The following is a 24,328-nucleotide window of genomic DNA, read 5'->3' as shown; positions in this document are numbered from 1 at the left end:
GGGCAGACGGAAGTTCTCAACGCCAATTCGGTGGAGATGACCTGTCGTCGCTTCAGTCGACTTGAGCCGGCCGGCGATTCTGCGCCCGAATCACCCTGCGGGCGAACCGAATCGGGCGGAAGTACCCACCGACGACCGCCCCGTCGTCACGAAACCGGCTAGTTGGTGATCCAGTCGCTGGAGCCGTCGTTCTTCTTGTACGAGCCACCGCTGGAGTTCTTCACGATGATCGGATCACCGGCGCCGAAGTTGTCGAAGAACCACCTGGCGTTGCTGGGGCTGATGTTGATGCAGCCGTGGCTGACGTCGCGCTTACCTTGGTCGTCCACCGACCACGGGGCACTGTGCACGAAGTCGCCGACGTTGTCGAAACGCACGGCCAGCTCGACGGTCACCTTGTAGCCGTAGGTCGAGTTGACCGGCACCCCGTAGGTCGAGGAGTCCATCACCACCGAGGGCATCTTCTCTTGCACGTAGTAGGTGCCGTTGGGGGTTTGGTGATTACCGGCCGACATGCCCATCGACATCGGGATGGTCTTCTCCAGGGTGCCGTTGCGAGTGACGGTCAGCTGGTGGGTGGCGTCGTCGGCCGTGGCGATCAGCTGGTCGCCGGTGCGGAAGCTGGACTTGGTGCCGCCGGCGTCGATGTTCACCGCGGTGTTGGCGGGCCAGAAGTTGATCGGGCGCCAGCGCAGCTGGGTCGGCGTCATCCAGTAGAACTTCCCGGGGACCGGGGGGATCGACGACACGTGCACGGCGGCTTGCGCGGCGCCGGCGTCGTCAACCCGGCCGGGGAAGTTGATGATGATCGGCTGCGCGACACCCACCATCGAACCGGTCTTCGGGACGAATGTGGGCGTTCCGAACGGCGCGGTGCCGGTGAACGGCGTCGGGTCCTGCCCGTCGGCGGCACCCGCGGCGGCGGGCACGACACCGGGGGGCGCCCACGGAGCCGGGGGCGGCGGCGCGTCACCCGGCGGCGCAGGGGGCAACCCCGGCAGCGGCGGCAGCTCGAATGGCGGCGGAGGAGGCGGAGCAGGGGGCGCGGCAACCACGTTCGGATCGCCCGGAACGGGGTCCGGATCCGCCACGGCGGGGGCGGCGCCCAGCACCAATCCCAAGGCGACACCGGCTGCGTTCAGAGCCGCGAAGAGGCTTGCCCTCGTCCAGCCCGACATATGCATCCCTCCAGTCAGTTGCTGGACCCAGTGTGGCATAGCGGCGCCCCCAGCTACCTAATTTGCGCTGGGTGCGGGCCCGGTCAGGCCCGCGGTTAGGTGCTGTGAGCTGCCGGATTATGAATCGGGTGAGGTTGGCGGAGCAACGTCGAGCATCCGCTTGTTGGCCGCGATGCCGGCCAGCGCGATTCCCATCAAACCGGCCGATGCGGCGAGCATCGTGGCCACGCTGTGCTCGTAGAGCAAACCCCCGGACAGCGAGCCGGCCATGATGCCCACCTGAAACGCCGTCACGTACAGCCCGGATGCGCCGTCGGGGTCGTCGGCGCCGTTGCGCATCGCGGCGGATTGCATCATCGGCGACACCGCGGTGGCCATCGCACCCCACAGCACGATCGCCGCGGTCCCCAGCAGCGCGGTCGCCGCCGTGGTGGTGCGGTCGCCGAACGCCATCGCGGTCAGCACCACGAACGCGACGGTCAACCCGGCCATGCACAGGATGACCGCGCCCCGGGGCCGGCGGTCCAGCGGGCGGGCCACCAGGGGCACCGACAGCAGGCCCGCGATGCCGTAGGCGGCCAACACCCAGGCCTGATTCGGCCCGCGCACGCCGACGACGTCACGGATGATCACCGAGATGTAGGTGTAGGAGACGAAATGCCCGGTGACGGCCACCATCGCGAGCAGGCTCACCGTGATCAGCCGCGGGTTGCGGTGGTGGCGCGACCGCGGGCCGACGCAGGCCAGCTGGTCCTCGGTGAGCACGAGCTCCGGCAGCATCACCCGGGCGGCAACGGTGACGACGGCCGCCGCGGCCATCACACACACGACCGCCAGCCGCCAGCCGAACACCAGGCTCATCGCCGCCGTCAGTGGGCTACCGATCACCAGCGCCAGGCTGGTCCCGACGTAGATCGACATGGTCGCGCGGCCCGCGTGGCTGGGCGGCACCAGCCTGGTGGCGATCGGGGCGATCACCGCCCACAACAGGCCGTGGGTGAATGCGCACAGCACGCGTCCCGCGGCCAGCACCGCGAAATTGGGGGCCAGCGCCGAGATGACCTGCGAGGCGGTCAGACAGGTCAGGCTGAGCATCAGCGCGCGCCGGCGCGGCCAATGCGCGGTCCAGCGCACCAGCGGAACCGTCGTCAGGGCTGCGACCAGCGCATACCAGGTCAGCAGGGTTCCGACGTAGACGACGCTGACGTGCAGGTCCCGAGAGATCGCGGACAGCGCGCCCACCGGCAGGATCTCGGCCGTGACATAGATGAAGGCCGCCGCGGCCAGCACCGCCAGCTGCGCGGCGATCCGTGGCGTCCACGTTCGCGCGGCGGCTGTTCCGGTTTCGGCAGTCATGGCGTGGGATACGGTATCGGCCGGGCTCCCCAGTTCCTGGGTTGTCGTGCCTAATGCGATCACACTGCCTTACCGTACGCACCACAACAACGGGTTCGGCCGACATAGGACCGCAACACCGGTCTCAACTACATCACCGATCAGGAACGAACCAGACGCGCAATCGCCGCGGATGCCTCGGCCAGCTTCTCGTCGGCGTCGCTGCCGCCCTCGGCGACGGCGCGGGTCACGCAATGCCCGAGGTGCTCGTCAAGCAGGTTCAACGCCACCGACCGCATCGCGCTGTTCACGGCGCTGATCTGGGTAAGGACGTCGATGCAGTACTTGTCTTCCTCGATCATCTTGGCGATGCCGCGCACCTGACCCTCGATGCGCCGCAGCCGCTTGGCGTAGTTGTCCTTCTGCTGCGAGTATCCGTGCGGAGTCGTCATCTCGGCCTCTCTGCGGCGTGTCAAACCTCCACGATACCCTATACCCCAGCGGGGTATTACCGGTGAAAATGGCTTGTCCGCCCCGCGCATACTTGATCAATGGCCCTGCATACCGAGGCGGCAACCGCCGACATCAAACCCCGTAGTCGTGACGTCACCGACGGCCTGGAGAAGACCGCCGCCCGGGGCATGCTGCGCGCCGTAGGCATGGACGACGACGACTTCGCCAAGCCGCAGATCGGCGTCGCCTCGTCGTGGAACGAGATCACGCCGTGCAACCTCTCGCTGGACCGGCTGGCCAAGGCCGTCAAAGAGGGCGTCTTTGCCGCCGGCGGCTACCCGCTGGAGTTCGGGACGATCTCGGTCTCCGACGGCATCTCGATGGGCCACGAGGGGATGCACTTCTCGCTGGTGTCCCGCGAGGTGATCGCCGACAGCGTCGAAACCGTCATGCAGGCCGAGCGGCTCGACGGTTCGGTGCTGCTGGCCGGCTGTGACAAGTCGCTGCCCGGCATGCTGATGGCCGCCGCTCGGCTGGACCTCGCGTCGGTGTTCCTCTATGCGGGCTCGATCCTGCCGGGGGTGGCCAAGCTCTCCGACGGCAGCGAGCGCGAGGTGACGATCATCGACGCGTTCGAGGCCGTGGGCGCCTGCTCGCGCGGGTTGATGTCGCGCCAGGACGTCGACGCCATCGAACGCGCGATCTGCCCCGGCGAGGGCGCCTGCGGCGGCATGTACACCGCCAACACGATGGCCAGCGCCGCCGAGGCGCTGGGCATGTCGCTGCCGGGCAGCGCGGCGCCCCCGGCCACCGACCGCCGCCGCGACGGGTTCGCCCGGCGCAGCGGGGTGGCCGTCATCGAACTGCTGCGCCGCGGGATCACCGCCCGCGACATCCTCACCAAGGAGGCCTTCGAGAACGCGATCGCGGTGGTGATGGCGTTCGGCGGCTCGACCAACGCGGTGCTGCACCTGCTGGCCATCGCCCACGAGGCAGAGGTGAACCTGTCCCTGGACGACTTCAGCCGGATCGGTTCCAAGGTGCCGCACCTGGCCGACGTCAAACCGTTTGGCCGGCATGTGATGTCGCACGTCGACCACATCGGCGGCGTCCCCGTGATGATGAAGGCGCTGCTGGATGCGGGCCTGCTGCACGGCGACTGCCTGACGGTGACCGGACACACCCTGGCCGAGAACCTGGCCGTCATCGAGCCGCCCGACCCGGACGGCAAGGTGCTGCGCGCGCTGAGCGACCCGATCCACCCGACCGGCGGGATCACCATCCTGCGCGGGAGCCTGGCGCCCGAGGGCGCCGTGGTGAAGTCGGCCGGTTTCGACTCCGACGTGTTCGAAGGCACCGCAAGGGTTTTCGACGGCGAGCGGGCCGCCCTGGACGCGCTCGAAGACGGCACCATCACCAAGGGCGACGCGGTGGTGATCCGCTACGAGGGCCCCAAGGGCGGCCCCGGCATGCGCGAAATGCTGGCCATCACCGGAGCGATCAAGGGTGCCGGGCTGGGCAAGGACGTGCTACTGCTGACCGACGGCCGGTTCTCCGGCGGCACGACGGGCCTGTGCGTGGGCCACATCGCACCCGAGGCGGTGGACGCCGGACCGATCGCCTTCCTGCGCGACGGCGACCGAATCCGGCTCGACGTCGCCGCCGGCACCCTGGACGTGTTGACCGACCCGGACGAATTCGCCTCCCGGCAAGAAGGTTTCACGCCTCCCCCGGCCCGCTACAAGACCGGCGTGCTGGCCAAGTACGTCAAGCTGGTCAGCTCGGCGGCGATCGGCGCGGTCTGCGGCTAGGCAGCGCAGTACCCACTCGCCGAGTGTGGGGCTGATGCACGTTTCACACCCAGAAACGATGCGTAGCACCCACACTCGGTGTTCGGCTCCCGCCGCTACGCGTGGTCAGCCGCGGCGCGGGTGCGCATGCCGAAGTAGGCCGCGTTGAGACCCAGGAACGTCAGCAACGCTCCCGCGACAACATGCGACCAGGCCATGCCGGTCGTCACCGCGACGCCCGACACAACCCACGGCGAGATCAGGACCCACACGCCGAGCACCGGCAGTGTCCAGGTCATCCCGTGCGCGCGGTCCAGCGTCGTCGCGAACCCATACGCCATGAACGCCACCGCGATCCCGGCGATGAAGTCGGACGTGGCAAGCGATGTCGTCCCGCTGAATCCGACGATCCACGGTGACGCGGCGACGTAGAGGCCGGTCAGCAGGGCCAGGCCGAAGGTGAAATGCGCACTGATCGACTCGGCGACGCGCTCGTAACGTGCACGCAGGGCCAACAGATCCGGGTGGTGATCGATTGATGAATGGACCGTACTCATTTTGCTACCTCTCTGTAAGGCAGCAAGCCCGTTACGCAACAAGCACTCTGGGCTCGCTGCAACCATCCATCTTTCCCCAGGTTACGCTCGATTACGCCCCGCCAGCAACGAAACTCGAAGCCACCGGACGTGGGGTTTAGAGATCCTTCACCAAGGCGATGGCAAAGCCGTCCCAGTGCTTGGCTCCGACCGTCTGAATCACCGCGGTGTCCAGCTGCGCGTGTTGGCCCATCACCTGCAACGTCTCACGCGTCGCGGCGACCTTGGCGTCATCGGACTCCGGCGACAAGATGGCGCCTTCACGAATTACGTTGTCCACCACGATGACTGCGCCGGGACGGGCCAGCTTGACCGCGAACTGCAGGTATTCGACATAGTGTTCCTTGTCCGCATCGATGAACACCAGGTCGAAGGGATCACCCTTGATGGTCGGCAAGGTTTCCAGCGCCGCGCCGACCACCACCTGCACCCGATCGGCGACACCGGCCCGCTGCAGGTTGGCCCGTGCGACGTCGGCGTGGTTGGGCTCGTACTCCAATGTCAGCACTTGCCCGTGCGGACCCACCCCACGCGCCAGCCAAATGGTGCTGAACCCACCGAGGGTGCCGATCTCGAGAACGCGGCGCGCCTGAATGGCACCGGCCAGCAGGAACAAGAACTTGCCCTGCTGCCATGACACGGCGATTTGCGGCAGCCCGGCCGCATTGCTGGCCTTTAGCGCGGCGGCCAAGTCCGGATCGTCACCGATAACCGTGCTGTCCAAAAAGGCGTCGACGGCTTGCGGGGTGGGTTTTTCGGTCATGCATCAACGCTAGCCGCGCGCGCCGTCCCGCGGCGTCGCGCCTGGTCATGCATCCGATCGATAACAGACACCCGGCAGGGCTTTACCAGATACCCGTATGGGGTATACATTGAGCGTGGGCCGCCCGCGCGGCGGGCAACCACGGAAGGTAACCACTGGATTGCGGTGAACCAGCCGGAATCCCGCACTAGACAAGGGTGATTCAGATGGCGCATTACGACGAGGGGACGCAACTGACCTGCGGTCACGAGGGATGCGGCTGTCGCGTCCGCATCGAGGTCCCATGCCACTGTTCGGGCGCAGACGAGGACTACCGCTGCTCTTGCGGCGAAGCATTGGTGCCCGTCAAGTAGATTTCGCCGGCCGGTCGTTGCGTTCGTGCCGATCAACGCGCGAACGCTCGGCCGGCCAGCTCGACCTCGGCCGTAAGCGGTAATACGACGGCAGAGGCACCGACCGCCACCGTGTAGCGGCCCGGATCGATGCGCCAGCTCCCGCGCTCGAAACGGGCGAGCAGGCGCGGGTCGGCCGCGATCGTCACCCGGCGCATCTCGCCCGGGTCGAGCTCGATCCGCTCGAATCCCAGTAGCCGCTGGCGTTGTTCACCGGTCAGATACAACTGCGGGACGTCGGCCCCGCTGCGATCGCCGATGTTGACGACGGTGAAGCTCGCCGTGACCGTGTCGCCGCCGCTGACCTTTAGGTCTCGGTACGCAAAGCTGGTGTAGGACAAGCCATGACCGAACGCGAACAACGGCGTGAGGCCCCGGCCGGCGAACCACCGGTAGCCGACCTCGGCCCCCTCGAAGTAGTCGATCGTGGTCGGTGTCCCGAACGCGGCGCCGAGGTCGGGCAGCGTCGGGCGTGGTGTCTGGTCAAGTCCGACCGGGAAGGTGATCGGCAGCCGTCCCGACGGATTCACTTGGCCGGCAAGGATCTCCGCGATCGCTTGACCGCCGGCCTGGCCCGGATACCACGCCTGCAGGATCGCGTTCACCGAGTCTCGCCACGGCATCACCACCGGGTTGCCGGTCTCGAGCACCACGACGGTGTTCGGGTTGGCGGCCGCGACCGCCGCGATCACGGCGTCCTGTCCCCAGGGCAGCGACAGGTCGGCGCTGTCGAAACCCTCGCCTTCGATCCGAATCCCGAACACGATCGCGACATCGGCCCGCCGCGCGGCCAGCACCGCCTCCGCCGGACTGAGGCCGGGATCGAACTCGACCTGCGCGCCGGGCAATTGCTTCCTGAGCTCGTCGACCGGGCTGGACGGCAACAGGTACAGATTGCGGATGCCGCCGGTCAGTCCCGGCCCACCGATCGGGACCACCTGCGCATAACCACCCGGGGGAACGACGGCGCTCGAGCCGCAGCCCGTCGGCACCCCGAGCTGCGCGTAGCCGCCGATCACCGCAATGCGGGCATCCGGTGCCAGCGGCAGCGCCCCGCGGTTCTGCAGCAGCACGATCCCCTGGCGCGCGATCTGCAGCGCAATGTCGTTGTGAGCGGCCATATCCGGCTCTGGTGCCTCGACGCCGCGGTCGACCCCGACCGCGAACATCGAACGCAGGATCCGCCGAACCATGTCGGACAGCCGGTCTTTGGGCAACCTGCCGTCGGCGTAGGCCGTCCGCAAGGGTTCGGTGAATGCCTCCGCGCCCCAGAACACGGTGTCGATCTGGGCGCCGCATTCCTGGTCCAGGCCGTGCAGCGCGCACTCCCAGCTCGGTGTGGCGCCCCAGTCGGACATGACCCAACCGCGGTATCCCCACGCGCCTTTCAGGATGTCGTCGAGCAACACCCGATTCGCCGAGGCGTAGTCACCGTTGACCTTGTTGTAGGCCGTCATCACCGCACCGGGCGCAGATCGCTCGATGGCGATCTCGAACGCCAGCAGGTCGGATTCGCGATGAGCGTCGGGATCGATGATCGCGTTCAACCAGTGCCGGTTGGTCTCGTTGCAATTCAGCGAATAGTGCTTGACCGTCGAGATGACGCCCTGTTGCTGGATCCCGATGACGGATTCGGCAGCGATCGTGCCGGTCAAAAGTGGGTCTTCCGAGACGTATTCGAAGTTGCGGCCGTTGCGTGGGTCGCGCGCCAGGTTCATCGCGCCCGCCAACTGCACGTTGAATCCGCGGCTGCACGCCTCGCGGCCGATCAGCCGGCCCGCGGCGCGCGCGAGCGCGGGATCGAAACCGGCGGCCAGCGCCAAGCCGGCCGGCAGCGCCGTCGCGGTGTCGCCTTGCCGGTAGCCGGGATTGGTGACGCCGAGGCCGGCATCGCTCATCCGCAGCGCCGGGATACCGAGCCGGGGAATCCCCGGTACATAGCCGGCACTCATCGAGGTTCCGGGCGGAATGCGCTCGTCCGGCAGCGGCCACAGCTCCGAGCGCCCCATCACCGCGACCAGCAGCGTAAATCGCTCGTCGTCGGTCATCTGGCTTTCGACGTCGTGCGCCCTTGTGTCCGGATCGTCTAGTTCGCCCGAGCTCAATTGTCCGGCTCCTCAACGGCCCGTCCAGCGGCCCGCATCGTCGCCGTCCATTTCACACCCTCTTTGGCGTAGACCACCCGCAGCACGTGCCCGAGTTCCGGTCCCATCACCAGCTCCGCCAGGGTGCAGATGGTGTCGACGAATTCCGGCCCGTGCGCGGGTTTGGCCTGGCACAGATGGTGTGCCACCTCGTGCAGCACCACCAGCTCGCGCAACGCCCAGTCGGCGGCGTCGCGGTCGGGAACCGCGATAACGCCTGTGCCCTCGTAGTTTTCGTAGTGCGCCGCGGTGGCGGCCCGCCGCGACCGCACCCTCAGCGGCGACGGCGCGGGCCAGCGATCCCGTACCGCCGGTAGCGCAAGCACCTCGTCAACATAGCGTTGCACCGACGCCACGGAGCCGAATCGCCCCTCGGGCGGCAGCGTCAACTGGGTTCCGAAGAACTCCACGGTCGAAGAGCCGTGCTCGGCGGCACGGTCGAACATCGTGCGGACGAACTCCTCGGCCGCATACACCTTGGAGCGCTGGGAATCCCGCGTCGGCGCACCCCCGGCGCTCACGTGCCCAGCGCGCTCCGCGCCCCGGGCAGCTCGGGGCTGTTGCCCAGGCGCGCCCGCCTACCGGCCCGATCGCCCGCCCGCCGTGCCGCCGACGAATACCCCGCCGTCGCCCGGCTGACTTGATAGGTACCGCGCGCCTTGGACGCCCTGCGGTAGTGGTCGGTCAGCTCAATATCCTTGTCCCGCAACGCGATAGCGGTACCAGGCCGACGGCTGCTGTCCCTGGTGGCCTCCCGCCGGGCCTCTTCGCGCGCCTCGCTCAGCCGGTGACCGATGCGCGCCCCGAAGGCGAGCTGGAAGTTGATCCGGGCGGTGATCGTCGGGGTGGGCCGGTGCGCGCCCGAGGCGAGGTAGGCATCCGAGGCCCGCACCATCTGAACGACCAGGCTGGCGTACAGGGCGTGGCTGGCGTCGATGTCCTCGGCGAACCCGTAGGCGTAGACGAACGTCGAATTCGACGCCACGTCGCAGCGCACGTCGTTGGCCGCGGCGATCACCACGAAGAGCTGCACGTACGTCCGCAATCCCTTGGTACCGGCCGTCCCGATCGTGATGGTCCGCTGGGTCGGCGCCTGCGCGGCCGAGCGGTCGGCGGAATGCGACCGTGCGACCGCCAAGTCGATCGACGCCGCCGTCGCCAACCGCTGCGCGGCGGTCATGAAGGCGTCGGCCTCGTGCGAGTTGTCGGTGCCCTCGGCCTGACGCAGCAGCGCGGCGATGCGCGCCAACATCTTGTCGTCGGTCATAGGCGCCAAACTACAAGAGCCTTCCGACAGTTCGCTCGAGGCTTACAGCCGGTCGGTGATCCACAAGACGACATCGCCCAGCACCTGGTCTTGCTCGGGCTCGTTGAAAACCTCGTGGTACAGCCCCGGATAGACCTTCAGCGTGACATCGGTAGATCCCACACATTCGACCAGGCGACGACTTCCGGCCACGGGCACCAGCCGGTCGCATTCACCGTGTACCACCAGCAGCGGCGCGGTAAGTGCCGGCGCCCGCTGCGGCATGGTCTCGCTGACCTCCAGCATCGCCCGGCCGACACCGAACGGGATCTTGCCGTGGTAGACCAACGGGTCGGCCTTGTAGGCCGCGACCACCGCGGGGTCACGCGAGATGGCGTCGACGTCGAGGTCCTGCACCGGCACGCCGGGCAGCACCGCGCCGAGGAATTTCGCGGCGAACGCCACCAGCCCCGGCACCGCATCCTGAGCCGCCACCACCGGTCCCGACAGCACCATCAGGTCGTAGTTGTCCGGACGCTCGACGCCGTAGGCGAAGACGATGCCGCCGCCCATGCTGTGCCCGAGCACGACGCACTTGAGGCCGGGGTGTTCCCGCGTGGCGATACCGACCAGCGTGTCGAAGTCGGCGGTGTACTCCGCGACATCGCGAACCAGCATCCGCTTGCCTCCGGAGCGGCCGTGTCCGCGGTGGTCCAGCGCGTAGGTGACCAATCCGGCCGCTTCGAAGCGCTGGGCGACGTGGTCATAGCGGCGGGCGTACTCGCCGAGACCGTGCGACAGCACCACCACGGCCCGCGGCGGTGCATCCGGCGTCCAGACGTCGTACACGATGCGCACGCCGCCCAGGCCATCGAAGTTCCGTTCAGTGCGGGTCATGGGACGTCCTAGTCATTAGGGGCAGCGTAATGGCTCCTGGGCCCCGTTGTCCGAGGCGCTGCGTAGGCTCATTCGAGTGAGCGTGCTCGCGGAGAACTCCGGCGACGCAGAGCTGCCCGCCGCGGGCGGGGGGCACGGCGACTTCTCGGCGCGTGCCGAGCCGTATCGTCGCGAACTGCTGGCGCACTGCTACCGGATGACCGGGTCCCTGCACGACGCGGAAGACCTGGTGCAGGAGACGCTGCTGCGGGCCTGGAAGGCCTATGACCGCTTCGAAGGCAAGTCCTCGATACGCACCTGGCTGCACCGCATCGCCACCAACACCTGCCTGACCGCGCTGGAGGGCCGGACCCGCCGGCCGTTGCCCACCGGGCTCGGCGGGCCCAGCTCGGATCCGACCGCCGAGCTGGTGGAACGCCGCGAAGTGCCCTGGCTGGAGCCGCTGCCCGACCTGACGGAGGACCCGGCCGATCCGTCCGTCATCGTCGGGTCCCGCGAGTCGGTGCGGTTGGCATTTGTCGCTGCGCTGCAGCATCTCTCGCCCCGGCAGCGGGCGGTGTTACTGCTGCGCGACGTGCTGCAGTGGAAGGCCGCCGAAGTGGCCGATGCGATCGGTACCACCGCGACCGCGGTCAACAGCCTGCTGCAGCGGGCCCGGGCCCAGCTGGAGACCGTTCAGCCCAGCTCGAGTGACCGACTGGCGGCGCCGGATTCGTCCGAGGCGCGTGACCTGCTGGCCCGCTACATCGCGGCGTTCGAGTCCTATGACATCGACCGGCTGGTCGAGCTGTTCACCGCCGAGGCGGTCTGGGAGATGCCGCCGTACACCGGTTGGTACCAGGGCGCGCAGGCCATCATCACCCTGATTCACCAGCAGTGCCCCGCCGAACATCCCGGCGATATGCGGATGATCCCGCTGACCGCCAACGGCCAACCCGCCGCCGCGATGTACATGCGAGCCGGCGATCGGCACGTGCCGTTTCAGCTGCATGTGCTGGATGTCCGCGCCGACGGGGTATCGCATGTGGTTGCATTCACCGACGACGCGTTGTTCACGAAATTCGGGCTGCCCCGTTCCCTGTGACGGGGTAGCTGCCGATCGGTGAGAAGGGTGTAACCAATGACGGAGGCCCCCCGCATCACGGCGGTGCCCGGCAAGCCGCTACTGCTGTTGGGCGGCTTCGATATCGGCGATCTGGGCTATGTCGCCGAGGAGTTCTTCGTCTCCGGGACGGCCTCGTCGTACAGCCCGGACTCCGAGTTGAGCCCGGACGGCCGATGGGCCGTAACGCCTTCCGGCACCGCCGATTACACGACCCGGATCGTGGTGCTCACGCCGTCCGATCCGGCGAAGTTCAACGGCGCGGTGCTGGTCGAGTGGCTCAATGTCAGCGGCGGTATCGACGCTCCGGCGGTGTGGATGATGGCGCACCGCGAAATAGTCCGGGCGGGTTACGCCTATGTCGCGGTGTCGGCGCAGAAGGTCGGAGTGGACGGCGGTGCCAGCCTGCTCGGTTTCGACATGTCCCTCAAGAGTCAGGATCCGACGCGATATGCGGCGCTGAGCCACCCCGGCGATGCGTTCTGCTACGACATCTTCTCGCAAACCGGTGAGCTGGCCCGCAGTGCCGACATCCTGCATGGGTTACGCGCGGAACACGTTGTTGCCCTTGGTGAATCGCAGTCCGCGATGTTCCTCACCACGTACGTCAACGCCGTCGACCCGATTGCCGGAGTCTACGACGGTTTCCTGGTGCATTCCCGATTCGCTTCTGCCGCACCGCTGGACGGCGGCTCCGTCCTCGACGAGCTGCAGGTCAACGTACCGCAGGCGGTCAACTTCCGTAGCGACCTGCGCGTCCCCCTCCTCACGATCATCACCGAGACCGACCTGTTCGGCGCAGTACGGCATGGCTACTACTTCGCCCGCCAACCCGACGACCAGTGGCTGCGGGTCTGGGAGATCCCCGGCGCCGCGCATGCCGACAACTACACGATCCAGGTGGCGGCGATCGACACCGGTTCGACGCCGCTGCGCGACATCGTGGCCGCTTATGCGCCCACCAACATGCTGATGGGCCAGCAGCTCGATCACTTCATCAACTTCGCGCCGCAACACCACTACGTTGTGCAGGCCGCGATCGCCGCCCTGATCAGATGGGTCCGCACCGGCGAGGCGGCACCGGCCGCGCCGCCCATCGAGATGACGGAAGCCGAACTGCCTCAGCCGATCCTGGACCCGAACGGGCTGGCGAAGGGCGGCCTGCGGACACCGTGGGTGGATGTGCCGCTGGCCCGGACTTCGGGTGACGGCGCCTGGGACAACACGCCGGAGAACGTGATGTCGGCGATCTTCGGCTCCGGCGAGCCCTTCGACGACGCCACGGTGCGCCGGCTCTACCCGGGTGGGGCCGCGGAGTACCTGCGCCGTTTCACCGCGGCGCTGGACACGGCCATCGGGTCCGGCTTCATCCTGCCCGAAGACCGTGCCGAAATCGTCGAGCTGGCCCGCGCCACCTACCCCGCTGGGGATTCGTGAAGTCCGCGTTCACTTTTCGCCGGCCAGCACGTCGCGCACCGCGGTGTCGACGGTGACCAGCACATCCGGGTCGATGCCGAAGCGGCCGCGAACCAGTATCGACGCACTATTGGGTGCGGGCAACCCCTCGGCGGGACACACACCGTCGGGAAGCCTTCCGATCTTGGGCAGCAGCGCCAGCCCCAGACCCGAGCGCACCGCGGCGTAAAGCCCGGCCAGATCACCGCATTCGGCGACGACCTCGTATTCGACGCCGTGCTTCTCGAGCAGCGCGAAGGCCGGCTCACGCAACGTGCACGGTTCGGCATAGATCACCAGTGGCAGCGGGTCTGCCCGCTGGACGCTGAATGCTCGCCCTGAAACCCATTGCAGCTGAACAACTCCCGATGCGTTGGCACGATCCAGCCCCGACCCGTCCAGCATGATCGCCAGGTCCACCAGCCCGCGGTCGATCGCGTCGGCCAGGGAAACGTTGCGGTCCAGCCGGAATCGTGGTCGACGGTCGGGAAGACGCTGACGCAGCACGCTGGTCAGTGCGGGCAGCATCACGTCCGCGCCGTGCTCGGTGGCGCCGACCGTCAGCACCTTGTGTTCGGTCGCGCCGAGGTCGTCGAGCGCCGCATCGTGGGCGGCCAGAATCGTGCGTGCGTGCCGCAGCACCCGCTGCCCCATTTCGGTGAACGAGACGCCGCGCCCCGAGCGTTGCACCACGGGCTCGCCGACCACGCTTTCGACCTTGCGCAGATGCTGGCTGACCGCGGACTGGCTGACGTGCAGCGCGGCGGCCGCGCGGTGAAATCCGCCACAATCGGCGACCGCGACGAGGCTGCGCAGCGGCGCGATATCGAGCACCTGGGCCATGTCGCCACCCTAGTTCGATCAGCAAGGATGATCAATGTTCCCGCCAATGAGCCGAAAATTCTCGCAGGCCGACTCGATCGATAAGATCTTGCAATCGGTTGTGATCGTCAAAAATCGTTGGACGGAATAGGTGGCACTTCGCGACCATGGGGGCCATGCACCTTCCCCGCATGCCGTTGAGCACCGCTTCCGCGGTGACGCTGACCTATGCGATCGGGTATCCGATCGGGGCGCTGGCGGTGGCCGAGATGAGCCCGATGGCCGTGCTGGTGCTGCGCTTCGGCTTCGCCGCGGTCATCCTCGCGTCGTGGGCCCTGCTGGCCCGGGCGTCGTGGCCACGCGGTGCACAGTTCGGTCACGTCATCGTCGCGGGCCTGCTGATCCAGGCCGTCCAGTTCTGCTGCCTGTACGAGGCGCTGCTACTGGGAGCGTCCGCCGTGCTCTGCGCGGTCGTGATCGCGATGAACCCGGTCATGACGGCCATCCTGGCCACGCTGTTCCTGCGCGAGCCGCTGGGCCGGCTGCGGGTCGTTGCCCTGGTCCTCGGCGTCATCGCGGTACTCGCCGCCTGCGCCAGACGGCTGATGGGCATGCACGGCGTCGACCCGGTCATGTTGCTGCTTGTGGTTGGGCTGCTTGGCCTTTCGGCCGGCGGCGTCTATCAGCAGCGGTTCTGCGCAGGGGTGGACTTCCGCACGATGAGCGCGGTGCAAAACTGCGTGGCGTTCGTTCCCGCGGCGGGGCTCGCGATGCTGACGCCGTTCGCCGTGCACGACGCGGCCAAAGCCGCCGCCGCGGTCGCTGGCATGGTGCTGCTCAACGCCACGCTGGCGGTCAGCATCTACCTGCGCGCCATCAGCATTCACGGCGCGGCCGCGGTGGCGATGCTGTTCGCGATCATCCCCGCGGCCGCCGCGGTGCTGTCCTGGCTGATGCTCGGTCAGCGCCCGGACGTCGGCGTCGGGATCGGCCTGCTCGTCGGCGGCCTGGCCTGCTGGCTGAACAGCCGCGCAGCCAACCGGCGGCGCGCCGCGAAGCCGAGCCCCCAACCGGAATTCGCGCCCGCGGCACCTGACATGGTGAGCTGTTCAGCGACCAACTAGACGGCTGTCCGGTGACGGGCCTGGGACCGAACGGACCAGGCCGGCGCCGGTGATCAGCGGCAGGTCGAGTGCGGACAGCAGTCCCGGCGCGGCCGCGCATACCGCCGGGATGGCGTTGACCATCCGCGAGGAACCGGCGATACGCGCACCCAGATCGTGGTCGTGGTCCTCGGCCATCTCGAATTCGCATCGCATGCTCGGCGAGCCGTCGATCTCGACGCGATAGACGCCGCGGCCCGAAGCCAGTCCGAAGCCGAGGTCCTTCGGCGCGAGGCTGATGTGCGGTTGGGGCCAGTCCGGTGCGAGGTCGTCGCGCATCCGGGTCACGTGGTCGACGACGAAAGTTGGCTTGCCCCCGACATATCCGGTCAGCGTCGAGCGCATCGCCGCGATCGTCCCCGCCTCGATGCGCCCGGTGGGGGTGTCGAACGACTCGGTGGCGGGGACGCGTTCGTTGCTCTCCTCGATGTTGTCGATCTCGACGCCCAGCCCCGCGGCGAGCTGGTGTAGCACCGGACCCCAGCCGAAGGTGAATATTCCCGGCTGGGCGGCGAACGCCTGGTACTCCGGCGGCTTGCCGAAGCCGAGGATCTCGTACACCGCGGACTGGTCCGGGTAGGTGGCGTAGTTGAACATTTCCGTCACCCGCACCGACTCGATGACCCGCGACACTCCGGTAAGCACCAGCGGCAGAACATCATTGGCGAACCCGGAGTCGATGCCGGTGGTGAAGAACGACACCCCGCCCTCGAGAGCCGCCTGGCGCAGCGGATCGGTGAACGCCGCGTCGACGGCGTCGGGAAAGACCAGCGGCACCACCGAACACGACACCACGTTCTTGCCGGCCCGCAGAATCGACACCATGTCCGCCACGGCCTCCAGCGGCCGCAGGTTCGCGCCGGCGGCATACACCACCGCGTCCGCATCGCCGGCGAGCATCGGCCCCGGATCCCGGGTGGCCACCACACCAACCGGAGCGATGCCGCACAGCTCTCCGGCGTCGCGACCCGCTTTGGCGTCGCTGTGCACGACGAGATCGGTCAGTTCCAGCTCGGGGTGGTCGATCACGCCTCGCAGGGCGATGACGCCCATCGAACCCGGCCCCCAGACTCCCACCTTCAGCACGGCTATTCTCCTAATATTAGGACAGTAAGTCTTACATTTTGGACGGATGCTAGGGAGCCGCGCATGGGTACGTCAACCGCCAAGTCGCCGCCCACCGCTCGGGTGATGGATGTGCTTGCCACGCTGGCGGGTTCGCCGGATGGGCGAACCTCAGCGGAGCTGGCGAAGACGTGCGGGATCAGCACCTCGACCTGCGCGCTGGTGCTGGCCGAGCTGGAGCGCCGGTCCTGGGTCACCCGGCGCGGGGATCGCCGCTATTGCCTGGGCAGCGGATTGTTCGGGCTGGTGCACGGGCTGCGAAAACAGTTCCCGTTGCTGGACCGCGGCCGCGAAGCCCTCACGTTTTTGCACCACACCCTCGGCGCGGGCTGTTCGATGTCGCGGATCGGCGCCCGGCACCTGACCACCGTCGACGCGGTGGGGCATGGCACCGACGGCGGGCATGCCGTCGGCCAGCGCTTCCCGATCGATCCGCCGTTCGGGCTGGTAGCGATGGCATGGCGCGACGACGATTTCGTGCAGGCCTGGCTGCAACGGGTGATGCCGCGGCTGACCCGCGCCGAAATCGCACAGCAGCAACGGGTTCTAGCCGACATCCGCGCCCGTGGCTACGGCGCGTGGCGGTTCGACGACACGCATCAGTCCCTGCACCACCGGCTGGCCGGGGTGCTGGCGTCGCTGGAGCCCACCGCGCAGATCACCCGGCAGCTCACCACGCTGATGACAATGGTGACCCTGCAATCGATCACCGATACGCTCGAAAAAGATTTGACGTCAACGGAATTCGTCGTGCTGCCGATTTTCGGCCGGCACGCGCAGCCGGAATACCAAATCGAGATCCATCTGGGCGGCTCGGCCGGATTGACGCTGGCAGCACTCGACGACGCGCTGCAGCACGTGCAGGGCCTGCTCGGCGTCGCGGTGTGATTACCCTGATGTCATGCCTGCCATCTCCGAGATTCGGCGCGCGACGGATCGGGCCGTCACCACAACGCCGTGGCTGACATCCAGACATTCGTTCTCGTTCGGCGACCACTACGAGCCGGACAACACCCACCACGGGTTGCTGGTGGTGAACAACGACGACGTCGTGGCGCCCCACAGCGGATTCGACACGCACCCGCACCGCGATATGGAGATCGTCACGTGGGTGCTGGAAGGCGTATTGACACACCAGGATTCGGCCGGCAACCACGGTGTGATCTATCCGGGCCTGGCGCAACGCATGTCGGCGGGCAGCGGGATCCTGCATTCGGAGAAAAACGATTCCGCCACGCAGCCAGTGCATTTCGTGCAGATGTGGGTCATCCCCGACGAATCGGGCATCTCCCCCGGCTACCAACAGCATGAGATCGGCCACATCGGTGCCGAACTTGTGACCATCGCCTCGGGCATTCCGGGGCGCGACGCGGCCATCTCGCTGCACAACCGCGGTGCGGCACTACACGCCGCGCGGCTGCAACCCGACGACTCCGTCGTCGCACCCGCCGCCCCGTTTCTGCACGTCTTCGTGCCCCGCGGCCGGGTCACTCTGGAAGGGGTCGGCGAACTCGCCGACGGGGATGCCGTCCGGCTCACCGACACCGACGGTCGGCGACTGACGGCAAGCGCGCCGACTGACCTGCTGATCTGGGAGATGCACGCGGAATTGGGTGGCCAGAACAAATAGAGTGGGCATGACAGACAGGAGCCGGCATGTCGAAAGCGCAGCCGCGGCACGCGGTGCCGAACCCAAAGCGCGACGTAAAAGCACTGAAAACAGTCAAGTTTTGGGCGTTGCCGATCGGCGCCACACTCGCCCTGATGTCGGCGCTGTGTGCGCTGTATCTCGGCGGCATCTTGAACCCGACCACCAACCTGCGCCATTTCCCGATCGCGGTGGTGAACGAGGACGCCGGGACCGCGGGCCCGAAGATCGTCGACGGCCTGGTCGCCGCGCTGGACAAGAACAAGTTCGACGTCCGGGTGGTCTCCCACGACGAGGCCAAACGGCTGCTGGACCGGGCACAGGCGTACGGCGAGTTGGTGATTCCGCCCACGTTCTCCTCGAGTTTGCGCGAGTACGGCGAGAGCGCTGTGATGCCCACCAAGGCCGAGCGGCCCTCGGTCACGATCTTCACCAACCCGCGTGCGGGCACGCTGGGCGCCAGCATCGCCGGGCAGACCCTGAACCAGGCCATGGCCGCCGCTAATACCAAAGTGGGACAGTATCTTTCGTCTCAAGTCGCGCAGCAGACCGGCAATGCGCCGCTGACGGGGGCGTCGCAGGCCGGACTGGCCAGCCCGATCGATATCAAGTCGGCCGTGTACAACCCGCTGCCCAACGGCACGGGCAACGGACTGTCGGCGTTCTACTACGCCCTGTTGTTACTGCTGGCCGGCTTTACCGGCAGCATCGTCGTGTCCACGTTGGTGGACTCACTGCTCGGGTATGTGCCGGCCGAGTGGGGTCCGGTGTATCGATTTGCCGAGCAAGCCAACATCTCTCGCTTCCGCACCCTGTTGGTGAAGTGGGGAATCATGCTGGTGCTGGCACTGGTGACGTCCGGTGTCTACATGGCCATCGCCCATGGACTCGGTATGCCGATTCAGCTCGGCTGGCAGTTGTGGGCCTATGGCGTCTTCGCGATCGTCGCGGTGGGCGCGACGTCCAGTTCGCTGATCGCGGTGCTGGGTTCGATGGGGTTGCTGTTCAGCATGCTGGTCTTCGTAATCTTGGGGTTGCCGTCGGCGGGCGCCACCGTCCCGCTGGAGGCGGTGCCGCCGTTCTTCCGCTGGCTGGCCGAGTTCGAGCCGATGCACCAGGTGTTCCTCGGCGTGCGGTCGCTGTTGTATCTCAACGGCGACGGTGCGGCCGGCCTCTCGCAGGCGTTGTGGATGACGTCCATCGGACTGGTGATCGGCCTGCTGGTCGGCGGCATCGTCACACGCATCTACGACCGCAGCGGATTCCACCGGATTCCGGGAGCCATCGGGGTCGCGATCGCCGAGGTGCACCAATCGCAGCACAAGGCGCGCATCGGCAACAAGCACGAGAGTTCGGGTAGATCGACGGATGCGAAATCCGGCGATGCGGACGCCGCCGAGTCTGATCCCGAAAGTGTAAGCGAGCAAACGTAATTCGGGCGCGGCCCAAGTGTCACACGTTTGTTATTTATGTTGACAGTGAGGCCAATGTGACTGATGCTGTGAATGTTGCATCCACATCAGGGCCGAAAGGGCTGCCGTGCAGACTCGACGCGCCAGGCTGCGCCGACTGGCGGCCGGCCTCACGACGGTGTTCGCCTGCGCCCTGTTGACCAGCACCGTCGCGCCGCCCGTCGCCCACGCCGCCGACGGCCGCGAAGCGCTCGCGAGCGCGATCGGCGCCACCAAGGGCTCGTATCTGGTCTACAACTTCGGCCCCGGCCACCCCACGCCGCTGATGGACGCCAGCGGGCGGTGGTACGAGATGAACAACGGCGGGCATTTGATGATCATCAAGAACGCGTCCGGACGCCTGGCGCCGCACCTGCTGGTCGACACGCACCGCGGGGTTCAGGCGCGATGCGAGAACAACCCCGGGGCCCGCACCGGCGAGGGGTTGTGGCAGGCCTCCGAGCTGTACGCGCCGCTGCAGGCGTGGCAACGGTTGGGGCAGCCGACCATCGCGATCAACGCCAACTTCTTTGACGTGCGCGGCCAGAAGGCCGGTTCGTGGCGTCAGACCGGCTGCAGCTCACCGCTGGGCGCGTTCGTGGACAACACCAACGGGCAGGGTCGCGCCAACCAGGCCGTCACCGGGACCGTGGCCTACCCCGGCAAGCAAGGACTTTCCGGCGGCGGGGAGAGCTGGTCGTCGCTGACGACGATGATCCTGCCGACCGGCGGTGCGCCGTACGTGGTGTGGCCACGCGGCAAGAATGACTACGACGCCGCCACCCCGGTGGTCGCCGACTTGCTGAACAAGAACGAGAAGTTCGTCGCGGTATCCGGGATCGGGCTGCTGGGCCCCGGCCAGACCCAGCAGCTGCACGACGGCGGCCCCAGCGCGGCGCGCACGGCCCTGGCCTACGTGAAGCAGCGCGACGAGATGTACATCTTCGAGGGCGGCAGCTACACCCCGGACAACATGCAGGACCTGTTCCGCGGTCTGGGCAGCGACACCGCGATCCTGCTGGATGGCGGTGGGTCGTCGGCGATCGTGCTGCGTCGCGACACCGGCGGGATGTGGGCCGGCGCGGGTTCACCGCGTGGCTCCTGCGACACCCGGCAGGTGCTCTGCGACTCCCACGAGCGCGCCCTGCCCAGCTGGCTGGCCTTTAACTAACCGTCGCCTCGGCCGGACCGTACCGGAAGATCAGCAGGCTGGTTGCCACCACGGCCGCCGTGAGCGTGAACACCGGAGCGATGAAGAACCGCGACAGCGTCGCGCCGAGAAACGCGCCGGCACACATCGTGAAAATCACACTGAAGCGCAGCTTTTGGCGCTCGCCGGTGCCGCCGGCCAGTCGGCTGTCCAGCCCGAGGCTGACGATCGTCGACGTCAACACGGTGGTGGACAGCTCTTGGATGCCGAACTGGCGAGCGCTGGAATGCTGCAGACCGAACGTCACCGTCAAGAAGCCGATCATGATCAGCTTGGTGTTGTCGTGATAGTGCAGCACGCCCGCACCGGCCAGGATCGACAAGGTAAGCAGCAGAACGATTTCCGCTGCCAGCACGGTGGTGATCCATTGCCGGGCCCGGTCACCGAAATGTCGTGACAACCGGCCGCTGAGGATGGTGGTGATGACGAACGTGGGCAGGGCCACCGACACCGCGGTCAGGTCGATGCTGGTGCGCGGGGCGAGCCAGAAGCCGAGGAAGATCACGTTGCCCGTCATGTTGGCGACGAACACGTGACCGAGGACCAAGATACTGAGCGAGTCGGCCAGGCCGGTGGCAAAAGTCAGCAGCAACAGCGCCGCAACGGTCGATCGCTCGGTTACCGGCGACGTGGCGGCCACGGGGTGGAGTATATTTCGGCGGTCTCGGTTCGGCCGGGTTACGGATGCGGCGTGAGATCCAGCGAAGTGACGGTTGTCATCCTGGTCACCATCCAGCGCCCGTTCGCGCGCTTCATGAACAGTCGATAGGACAGGTACTTCAGCGCCGGGATGTTCTTGGTCAGCGGGCTCGTCGAGGTGGTGTTGGTGTACACGATCACAACCGCGTTCGGGCCGTCCAGCGATTCGACCGCCGCGCCGGTGACCAGGGTGCTGTTGCTGATCTTGGCTTGCTTGTTCGGGGCGACGATGGCGTCGACGAATTTGCGGTACTGGGCCTCGAAATCGCCGCTGAGGTAGCGCGACGCGCGGTCGGCGAGGCTGTCCATGTTCTCCGGCGTGTAGGTCCACAGCGTCGTGATCGCGTTGGCCGCGGTGCGGGCCACGTTGAGCTTGGTTGTCGCCGTGGCACGGTCGGCCAGATAGGGCTGCATGGCCGCGCCCGCGAATGCCGCGGAGCCGACGAAAAGTAGTGCGGCCACCACGACGACGATGGCCATCCATTTGCCGGCCAGCAGTTTGCGCCGCGTGCGACCGCCCGGTGCGGGAGCGGTCGCCGACTCGTCGGTGTCCCCGGCTTCGTCCGACTCCGCCGCGTCGGATTCCGCTGCCGTAGAGGTGTTTTCGTCGTGGTCAGCGGTGTCGTCGGCGGTCAGATCACCTGCAGCAGGCTGCTTATCTTCCACTGATTCCCTTCCCGCGTAGCAGTTGCCGTCCAACGGTTGGTGTTCTCGAACACCTGCTTTTGATCCGGCGACTTGGACGTGACTTCGGTTGCCACCATCACGGTGACGCTGCCGTCGTCGTTCCACCGTTCCACGGCCGCCCCGAGGATGCTGCCGGTCGCGGGTTCCGCCCGGGCGACCTGCAGCAGGATCTCGTTGGCCTTGTCGTGGTACTGCTTGGCGAAATCGCCTGTCGCCTGGGCCATTATCCGCATCACGTAGTCGTTCGCGTGGTAGGGATCCAGCGAGGTGAACTGCGTCATGAACCCCGTCACGTAGCTGAGCACCTCGCGGTCCTTGGATGCGGCGTGCTCACGGGATTCGTGGGAGATCAGCATCAGGGTGGCCAGTGTGATCGCCGCCGTCGTCAACACCGCGGCGACGGTGCCGGCCACCGGCAACCCCCAGGCCCGGCGCTGCGTCCGCGGATCCGGCTCGACGAGCAGCGCGCCCTGACCCGGCTCAAACTTGCGGCGGGGGCTCATTTTCCGTTCCCCGGCGGCTTCGGTTTGGTCAGCACGGTGAGGTTGTCGACCAGCCAATGGCCGCCGGCGTCCTTGACGAAATTCACCCGCACCGTCGCGGTGATGTAGCGTTCCTCGGGCGCGGCGCCGCGGCGCCCCTGCATGAACAACAGCATCGTCGCCCGATCCGGCGACGATGATTCGATCGAGCCGTCGGTCACCCAGTATTCGTTGATGACCGGGTTTCCCTTCTGGACGATGTCCTGCTGCGCCTTGAGCGGCCCCCGGTAGCTGTCGGTCGCCAGCGACTGTGCCCGCTTGAAATCGTCGGCGAGTGTCTTCGGGTCGTAGGTCAGCATCTGCGCGACGATCTTCGGCCCCTGGATCGCGATCTGGGCCCGCGTTTGATCGGTCGCCCGATCGCGGGTGTACACCACCGCATAGCTCACCGCGACGCCCGCCACGCACAGTACGGTCGCGGTCAGCACCGTGCCGATCGTCCACCGCCGAATGTCGGGCCGCGGCGTTTCCGCGCATCGCACCTCGGTGCGCAACAGCATGTCGGCGAAGGTGCGCCGCTGCGAATCCCACAGCGGCCAAAGCCATCCCACCACCGACACGGTGTCGAGCAGATGGGCCAGATCCCGCAGCAGCAGACCCCAGGCGCCGATGACCGTACCGTCGCGGTGCACCACCGAGATGCCGAACAGTGCCCGGCCCAGGCTCCATCCGTAGATGGTGGGCAGCAGCAACCGGTTGACCAACAGGGCCAGGATCGCGATCCCGAGCACGCAGCTGCTCAGCCACCACCACCCGCCCCGCGGCGGCACGGTGAACGACACCAACGCCATCGTCGTCGCCACGGCGCCGGCGGGCAGGACGTCGACCGCGACCGCGCCCGCGCGAATATGCCAGGGCGCCAAGGCATTCTGTGATGACACTTGGGGGGCCGTGGTCTGAGTCTCCTCGACCACCAGCGTCACTTCGTCACCTGGTCGAGCTTGGCGATCCGGTACTGGCCTTCGTCCAGCGCCATTTTCACCCGCAGCCGATAACCGGTCTCGTTCTCCGACTGCTCGGTGGACACCTTGACGCGCATCGCGACGAGCACCTCGATCGAACCGTCTTTGTTGTCCCGCTCGACCGCGGCCCGCACATCCGAGACCTGAACGTGAACATTCGCGGACTGATATGCCTGCACGAGCATGCCGGTGTAAACCATGGCCTGTTGGCGGAATGCGTCGGTGCCGCACTCGATGATCTTCTGCTCGCTGGCGATCATCGCGTTGGTGTCGGGCGCCTGCGTCGCCGAGACGCAGTCGATCGCCGCCTTGAGCGCCGCGGCGTTGTTGCGCGCGATGGCCTGGCTCTCGTGGTGGTAGCGCAGCGCCAGGTAGCCGCCGGCGCCGACGGCCCCGGCGAGCAGGACCAGGGCGGCGGCGATGCCGGCGAGCCATGCCCGGCCCAGGGCCGACGGGGAACGCGCATCGGGGTGCGCCGCGGCCGGCTCGGCGGTTTGGTCGCCGTCGGTCGGCGGCTGTTCGGAATCGTCGGTCGCGGGCGCGGGTTCGGTTTCGTCCTCCGGCGCTTGCGGGACTTCGGCTTCCGGGGTGGCTTCGGGTTCAGCGGTCACCTCGGCCTGGTCGGCCTCGACCTCGGATTCGGGCGAGTCCTCGGTTGTCACCTCGGT

The 24,328-nt window shown here is 67.4% G+C and carries 24 protein-coding genes and 1 pseudogene; 9 read left to right on the top strand and 16 right to left on the bottom strand.

Translation table 11 applies throughout. The features are described 5' to 3' along the window. Positions 1-158: 158 nt before the first annotated feature. From BN973_RS03945 to ricR, 3 genes are all read right to left on the bottom strand, one after another. Positions 159-1,178 (bottom strand): L,D-transpeptidase, encoded by a 1,020-nt coding sequence (locus BN973_RS03945; protein WP_036466069.1) that lies wholly within the window; start codon positions 1,176-1,178, stop codon positions 159-161. A gap of 117 nt (positions 1,179-1,295) precedes the next feature. Continuing rightward, the gene (locus BN973_RS03940) at positions 1,296-2,534 is read right to left on the bottom strand and encodes an MFS transporter (protein WP_036466068.1); all 1,239 of its coding nucleotides are present in this window, start codon (positions 2,532-2,534) and stop codon (positions 1,296-1,298) included. Positions 2,535-2,674: 140 nt separating this feature from the next. Continuing rightward, the gene (gene ricR, locus BN973_RS03935; RefSeq protein ID WP_036466067.1) at positions 2,675-2,965 is read right to left on the bottom strand and encodes a copper-sensing transcriptional repressor RicR; all 291 of its coding nucleotides are present in this window, start codon (positions 2,963-2,965) and stop codon (positions 2,675-2,677) included. Between the two features lie 99 nt (positions 2,966-3,064). Here ricR and ilvD point away from each other — a divergent pair, with 99 nt between their 5' ends. Beyond that, complete coding sequence (ilvD, locus tag BN973_RS03930) at positions 3,065-4,777, top strand: dihydroxy-acid dehydratase (RefSeq protein ID WP_036466066.1); 1,713 nt, start codon at positions 3,065-3,067, stop codon at positions 4,775-4,777. Positions 4,778-4,872: 95 nt separating this feature from the next. Here ilvD and BN973_RS03925 read toward each other — a convergent pair whose 3' ends face one another. Together BN973_RS03925 and BN973_RS03920 are read right to left on the bottom strand one after the other, a co-directional pair. Next, positions 4,873-5,313 carry an SPW repeat protein gene (locus BN973_RS03925; RefSeq protein WP_036466065.1) on the bottom strand — a complete coding sequence of 147 codons (441 nt, stop codon included), beginning with the start codon at positions 5,311-5,313 and terminating at the stop codon, positions 4,873-4,875. A gap of 136 nt (positions 5,314-5,449) precedes the next feature. Continuing rightward, complete coding sequence (locus BN973_RS03920; RefSeq protein WP_036466063.1) at positions 5,450-6,115, bottom strand: O-methyltransferase; 666 nt, start codon at positions 6,113-6,115, stop codon at positions 5,450-5,452. A gap of 197 nt (positions 6,116-6,312) precedes the next feature. Between BN973_RS03920 and mymT the strand changes: the two genes are divergently transcribed. Next, positions 6,313-6,468, top strand: coding sequence for a copper-binding metallothionein MymT (gene mymT / locus BN973_RS31550; RefSeq protein ID WP_269147633.1), 156 nt, complete (start codon positions 6,313-6,315; stop codon positions 6,466-6,468). 32 nt (positions 6,469-6,500) lie between these two features. Here mymT and BN973_RS03915 read toward each other — a convergent pair whose 3' ends face one another. Genes BN973_RS03915 through BN973_RS03900 form a run of 4 tightly spaced genes read right to left on the bottom strand, consistent with a single transcriptional unit; the run spans position 6,501 to position 10,746 of the window. After that, positions 6,501-8,555, bottom strand: coding sequence for a beta-glucosidase (locus BN973_RS03915; RefSeq protein WP_036466061.1), 2,055 nt, complete (start codon positions 8,553-8,555; stop codon positions 6,501-6,503). 53 nt (positions 8,556-8,608) lie between these two features. Continuing rightward, positions 8,609-9,172, bottom strand: coding sequence for a TIGR04338 family metallohydrolase (locus BN973_RS03910; RefSeq protein ID WP_051641109.1), 564 nt, complete (start codon positions 9,170-9,172; stop codon positions 8,609-8,611). Continuing rightward, positions 9,169-9,918 (bottom strand): DUF2786 domain-containing protein, encoded by a 750-nt coding sequence (locus tag BN973_RS03905; RefSeq protein WP_036466058.1) that lies wholly within the window; start codon positions 9,916-9,918, stop codon positions 9,169-9,171. Before BN973_RS03905 ends, BN973_RS03910 begins: the two co-directional genes overlap by 4 nt. Positions 9,919-9,960: 42 nt before the next feature. Then, positions 9,961-10,746 (bottom strand): alpha/beta hydrolase, encoded by a 786-nt coding sequence (locus BN973_RS03900; RefSeq protein ID WP_407067549.1) that lies wholly within the window; start codon positions 10,744-10,746, stop codon positions 9,961-9,963. A 1-nt stretch (position 10,747) separates the two neighbouring features. On the opposite strand from BN973_RS03900, the pseudogene BN973_RS03895 reads away from it, so the two are divergent. After that, a pseudogene (locus tag BN973_RS03895) lies at positions 10,748-11,878 on the top strand (sigma-70 family RNA polymerase sigma factor). Between the two features lie 36 nt (positions 11,879-11,914). Next, positions 11,915-13,333: an alpha/beta hydrolase domain-containing protein gene (locus BN973_RS03890; protein WP_036466053.1), complete on the top strand. Its 1,419-nt coding sequence runs from the start codon at positions 11,915-11,917 to the stop codon at positions 13,331-13,333. A gap of 9 nt (positions 13,334-13,342) precedes the next feature. On the opposite strand, the gene BN973_RS03885 is transcribed toward BN973_RS03890, so the two are convergent. Continuing rightward, positions 13,343-14,194 carry a LysR family transcriptional regulator gene (locus BN973_RS03885; protein WP_036466050.1) on the bottom strand — a complete coding sequence of 284 codons (852 nt, stop codon included), beginning with the start codon at positions 14,192-14,194 and terminating at the stop codon, positions 13,343-13,345. A 170-nt stretch (positions 14,195-14,364) separates the two neighbouring features. On the opposite strand from BN973_RS03885, the gene BN973_RS03880 reads away from it, so the two are divergent. Further along, entirely contained in the window at positions 14,365-15,297 is a 933-nt protein-coding gene (locus BN973_RS03880; RefSeq protein WP_036472007.1) for a DMT family transporter, read from the top strand. On the opposite strand, the gene BN973_RS03875 is transcribed toward BN973_RS03880, so the two are convergent. After that, positions 15,283-16,422, bottom strand: a complete 1,140-nt coding sequence (locus BN973_RS03875; protein ID WP_139830052.1) for an NAD(P)H-dependent amine dehydrogenase family protein — start codon at positions 16,420-16,422, stop codon at positions 15,283-15,285. The genes BN973_RS03880 and BN973_RS03875 overlap by 15 nt on opposite strands. Before the next feature lie 63 nt (positions 16,423-16,485). On the opposite strand from BN973_RS03875, the gene BN973_RS03870 reads away from it, so the two are divergent. From BN973_RS03870 to BN973_RS03855, 4 genes are all read left to right on the top strand, one after another. Continuing rightward, positions 16,486-17,349 (top strand): MarR family transcriptional regulator, encoded by an 864-nt coding sequence (locus BN973_RS03870; protein ID WP_036466043.1) that lies wholly within the window; start codon positions 16,486-16,488, stop codon positions 17,347-17,349. Positions 17,350-17,362: 13 nt separating this feature from the next. After that, complete coding sequence (locus tag BN973_RS03865; RefSeq protein WP_036466042.1) at positions 17,363-18,091, top strand: pirin family protein; 729 nt, start codon at positions 17,363-17,365, stop codon at positions 18,089-18,091. 26 nt (positions 18,092-18,117) lie between these two features. Further along, positions 18,118-19,542: a YhgE/Pip domain-containing protein gene (locus tag BN973_RS03860; protein ID WP_036466040.1), complete on the top strand. Its 1,425-nt coding sequence runs from the start codon at positions 18,118-18,120 to the stop codon at positions 19,540-19,542. A 79-nt stretch (positions 19,543-19,621) separates the two neighbouring features. Beyond that, on the top strand, positions 19,622-20,731 hold the full coding sequence (locus BN973_RS03855; RefSeq protein WP_139830051.1) for a phosphodiester glycosidase family protein: 1,110 nt from the start codon (positions 19,622-19,624) through the stop codon (positions 20,729-20,731). Here BN973_RS03855 and BN973_RS03850 read toward each other — a convergent pair. The 5 genes from BN973_RS03850 to BN973_RS03830 are packed head-to-tail and all read right to left on the bottom strand — an operon-like array spanning position 20,724 to position 24,271. Further along, positions 20,724-21,410 carry a YoaK family protein gene (locus BN973_RS03850; protein ID WP_036466036.1) on the bottom strand — a complete coding sequence of 229 codons (687 nt, stop codon included), beginning with the start codon at positions 21,408-21,410 and terminating at the stop codon, positions 20,724-20,726. The two genes, BN973_RS03855 and BN973_RS03850, sit on opposite strands and share 8 nt — an antisense overlap. Before the next feature lie 38 nt (positions 21,411-21,448). After that, a complete protein-coding gene (locus tag BN973_RS03845) occupies positions 21,449-22,135 on the bottom strand; it encodes a hypothetical protein (RefSeq protein ID WP_036466033.1) in 687 nt (228 codons plus the stop codon). After that, the gene (locus tag BN973_RS03840) at positions 22,102-22,659 is read right to left on the bottom strand and encodes a mammalian cell entry protein (protein ID WP_036466026.1); all 558 of its coding nucleotides are present in this window, start codon (positions 22,657-22,659) and stop codon (positions 22,102-22,104) included. Before BN973_RS03840 ends, BN973_RS03845 begins: the two co-directional genes overlap by 34 nt. Beyond that, positions 22,656-23,621: an RDD family protein gene (locus BN973_RS03835; protein WP_036466021.1), complete on the bottom strand. Its 966-nt coding sequence runs from the start codon at positions 23,619-23,621 to the stop codon at positions 22,656-22,658. The genes BN973_RS03840 and BN973_RS03835 overlap by 4 nt, the downstream gene beginning before the upstream one ends. Beyond that, entirely contained in the window at positions 23,618-24,271 is a 654-nt protein-coding gene (locus tag BN973_RS03830) for a hypothetical protein (RefSeq protein WP_051641531.1), read from the bottom strand. Before BN973_RS03830 ends, BN973_RS03835 begins: the two co-directional genes overlap by 4 nt. Positions 24,272-24,328 lie beyond the last annotated feature (57 nt).

Origin of the sequence: Mycobacterium triplex, from assembly GCF_000689255.1 — a bacterium.
Lineage (GTDB): Bacteria > Actinomycetota > Actinomycetes > Mycobacteriales > Mycobacteriaceae > Mycobacterium > Mycobacterium triplex.
This window is presented reverse-complemented; position numbering and strand designations above follow the sequence as displayed.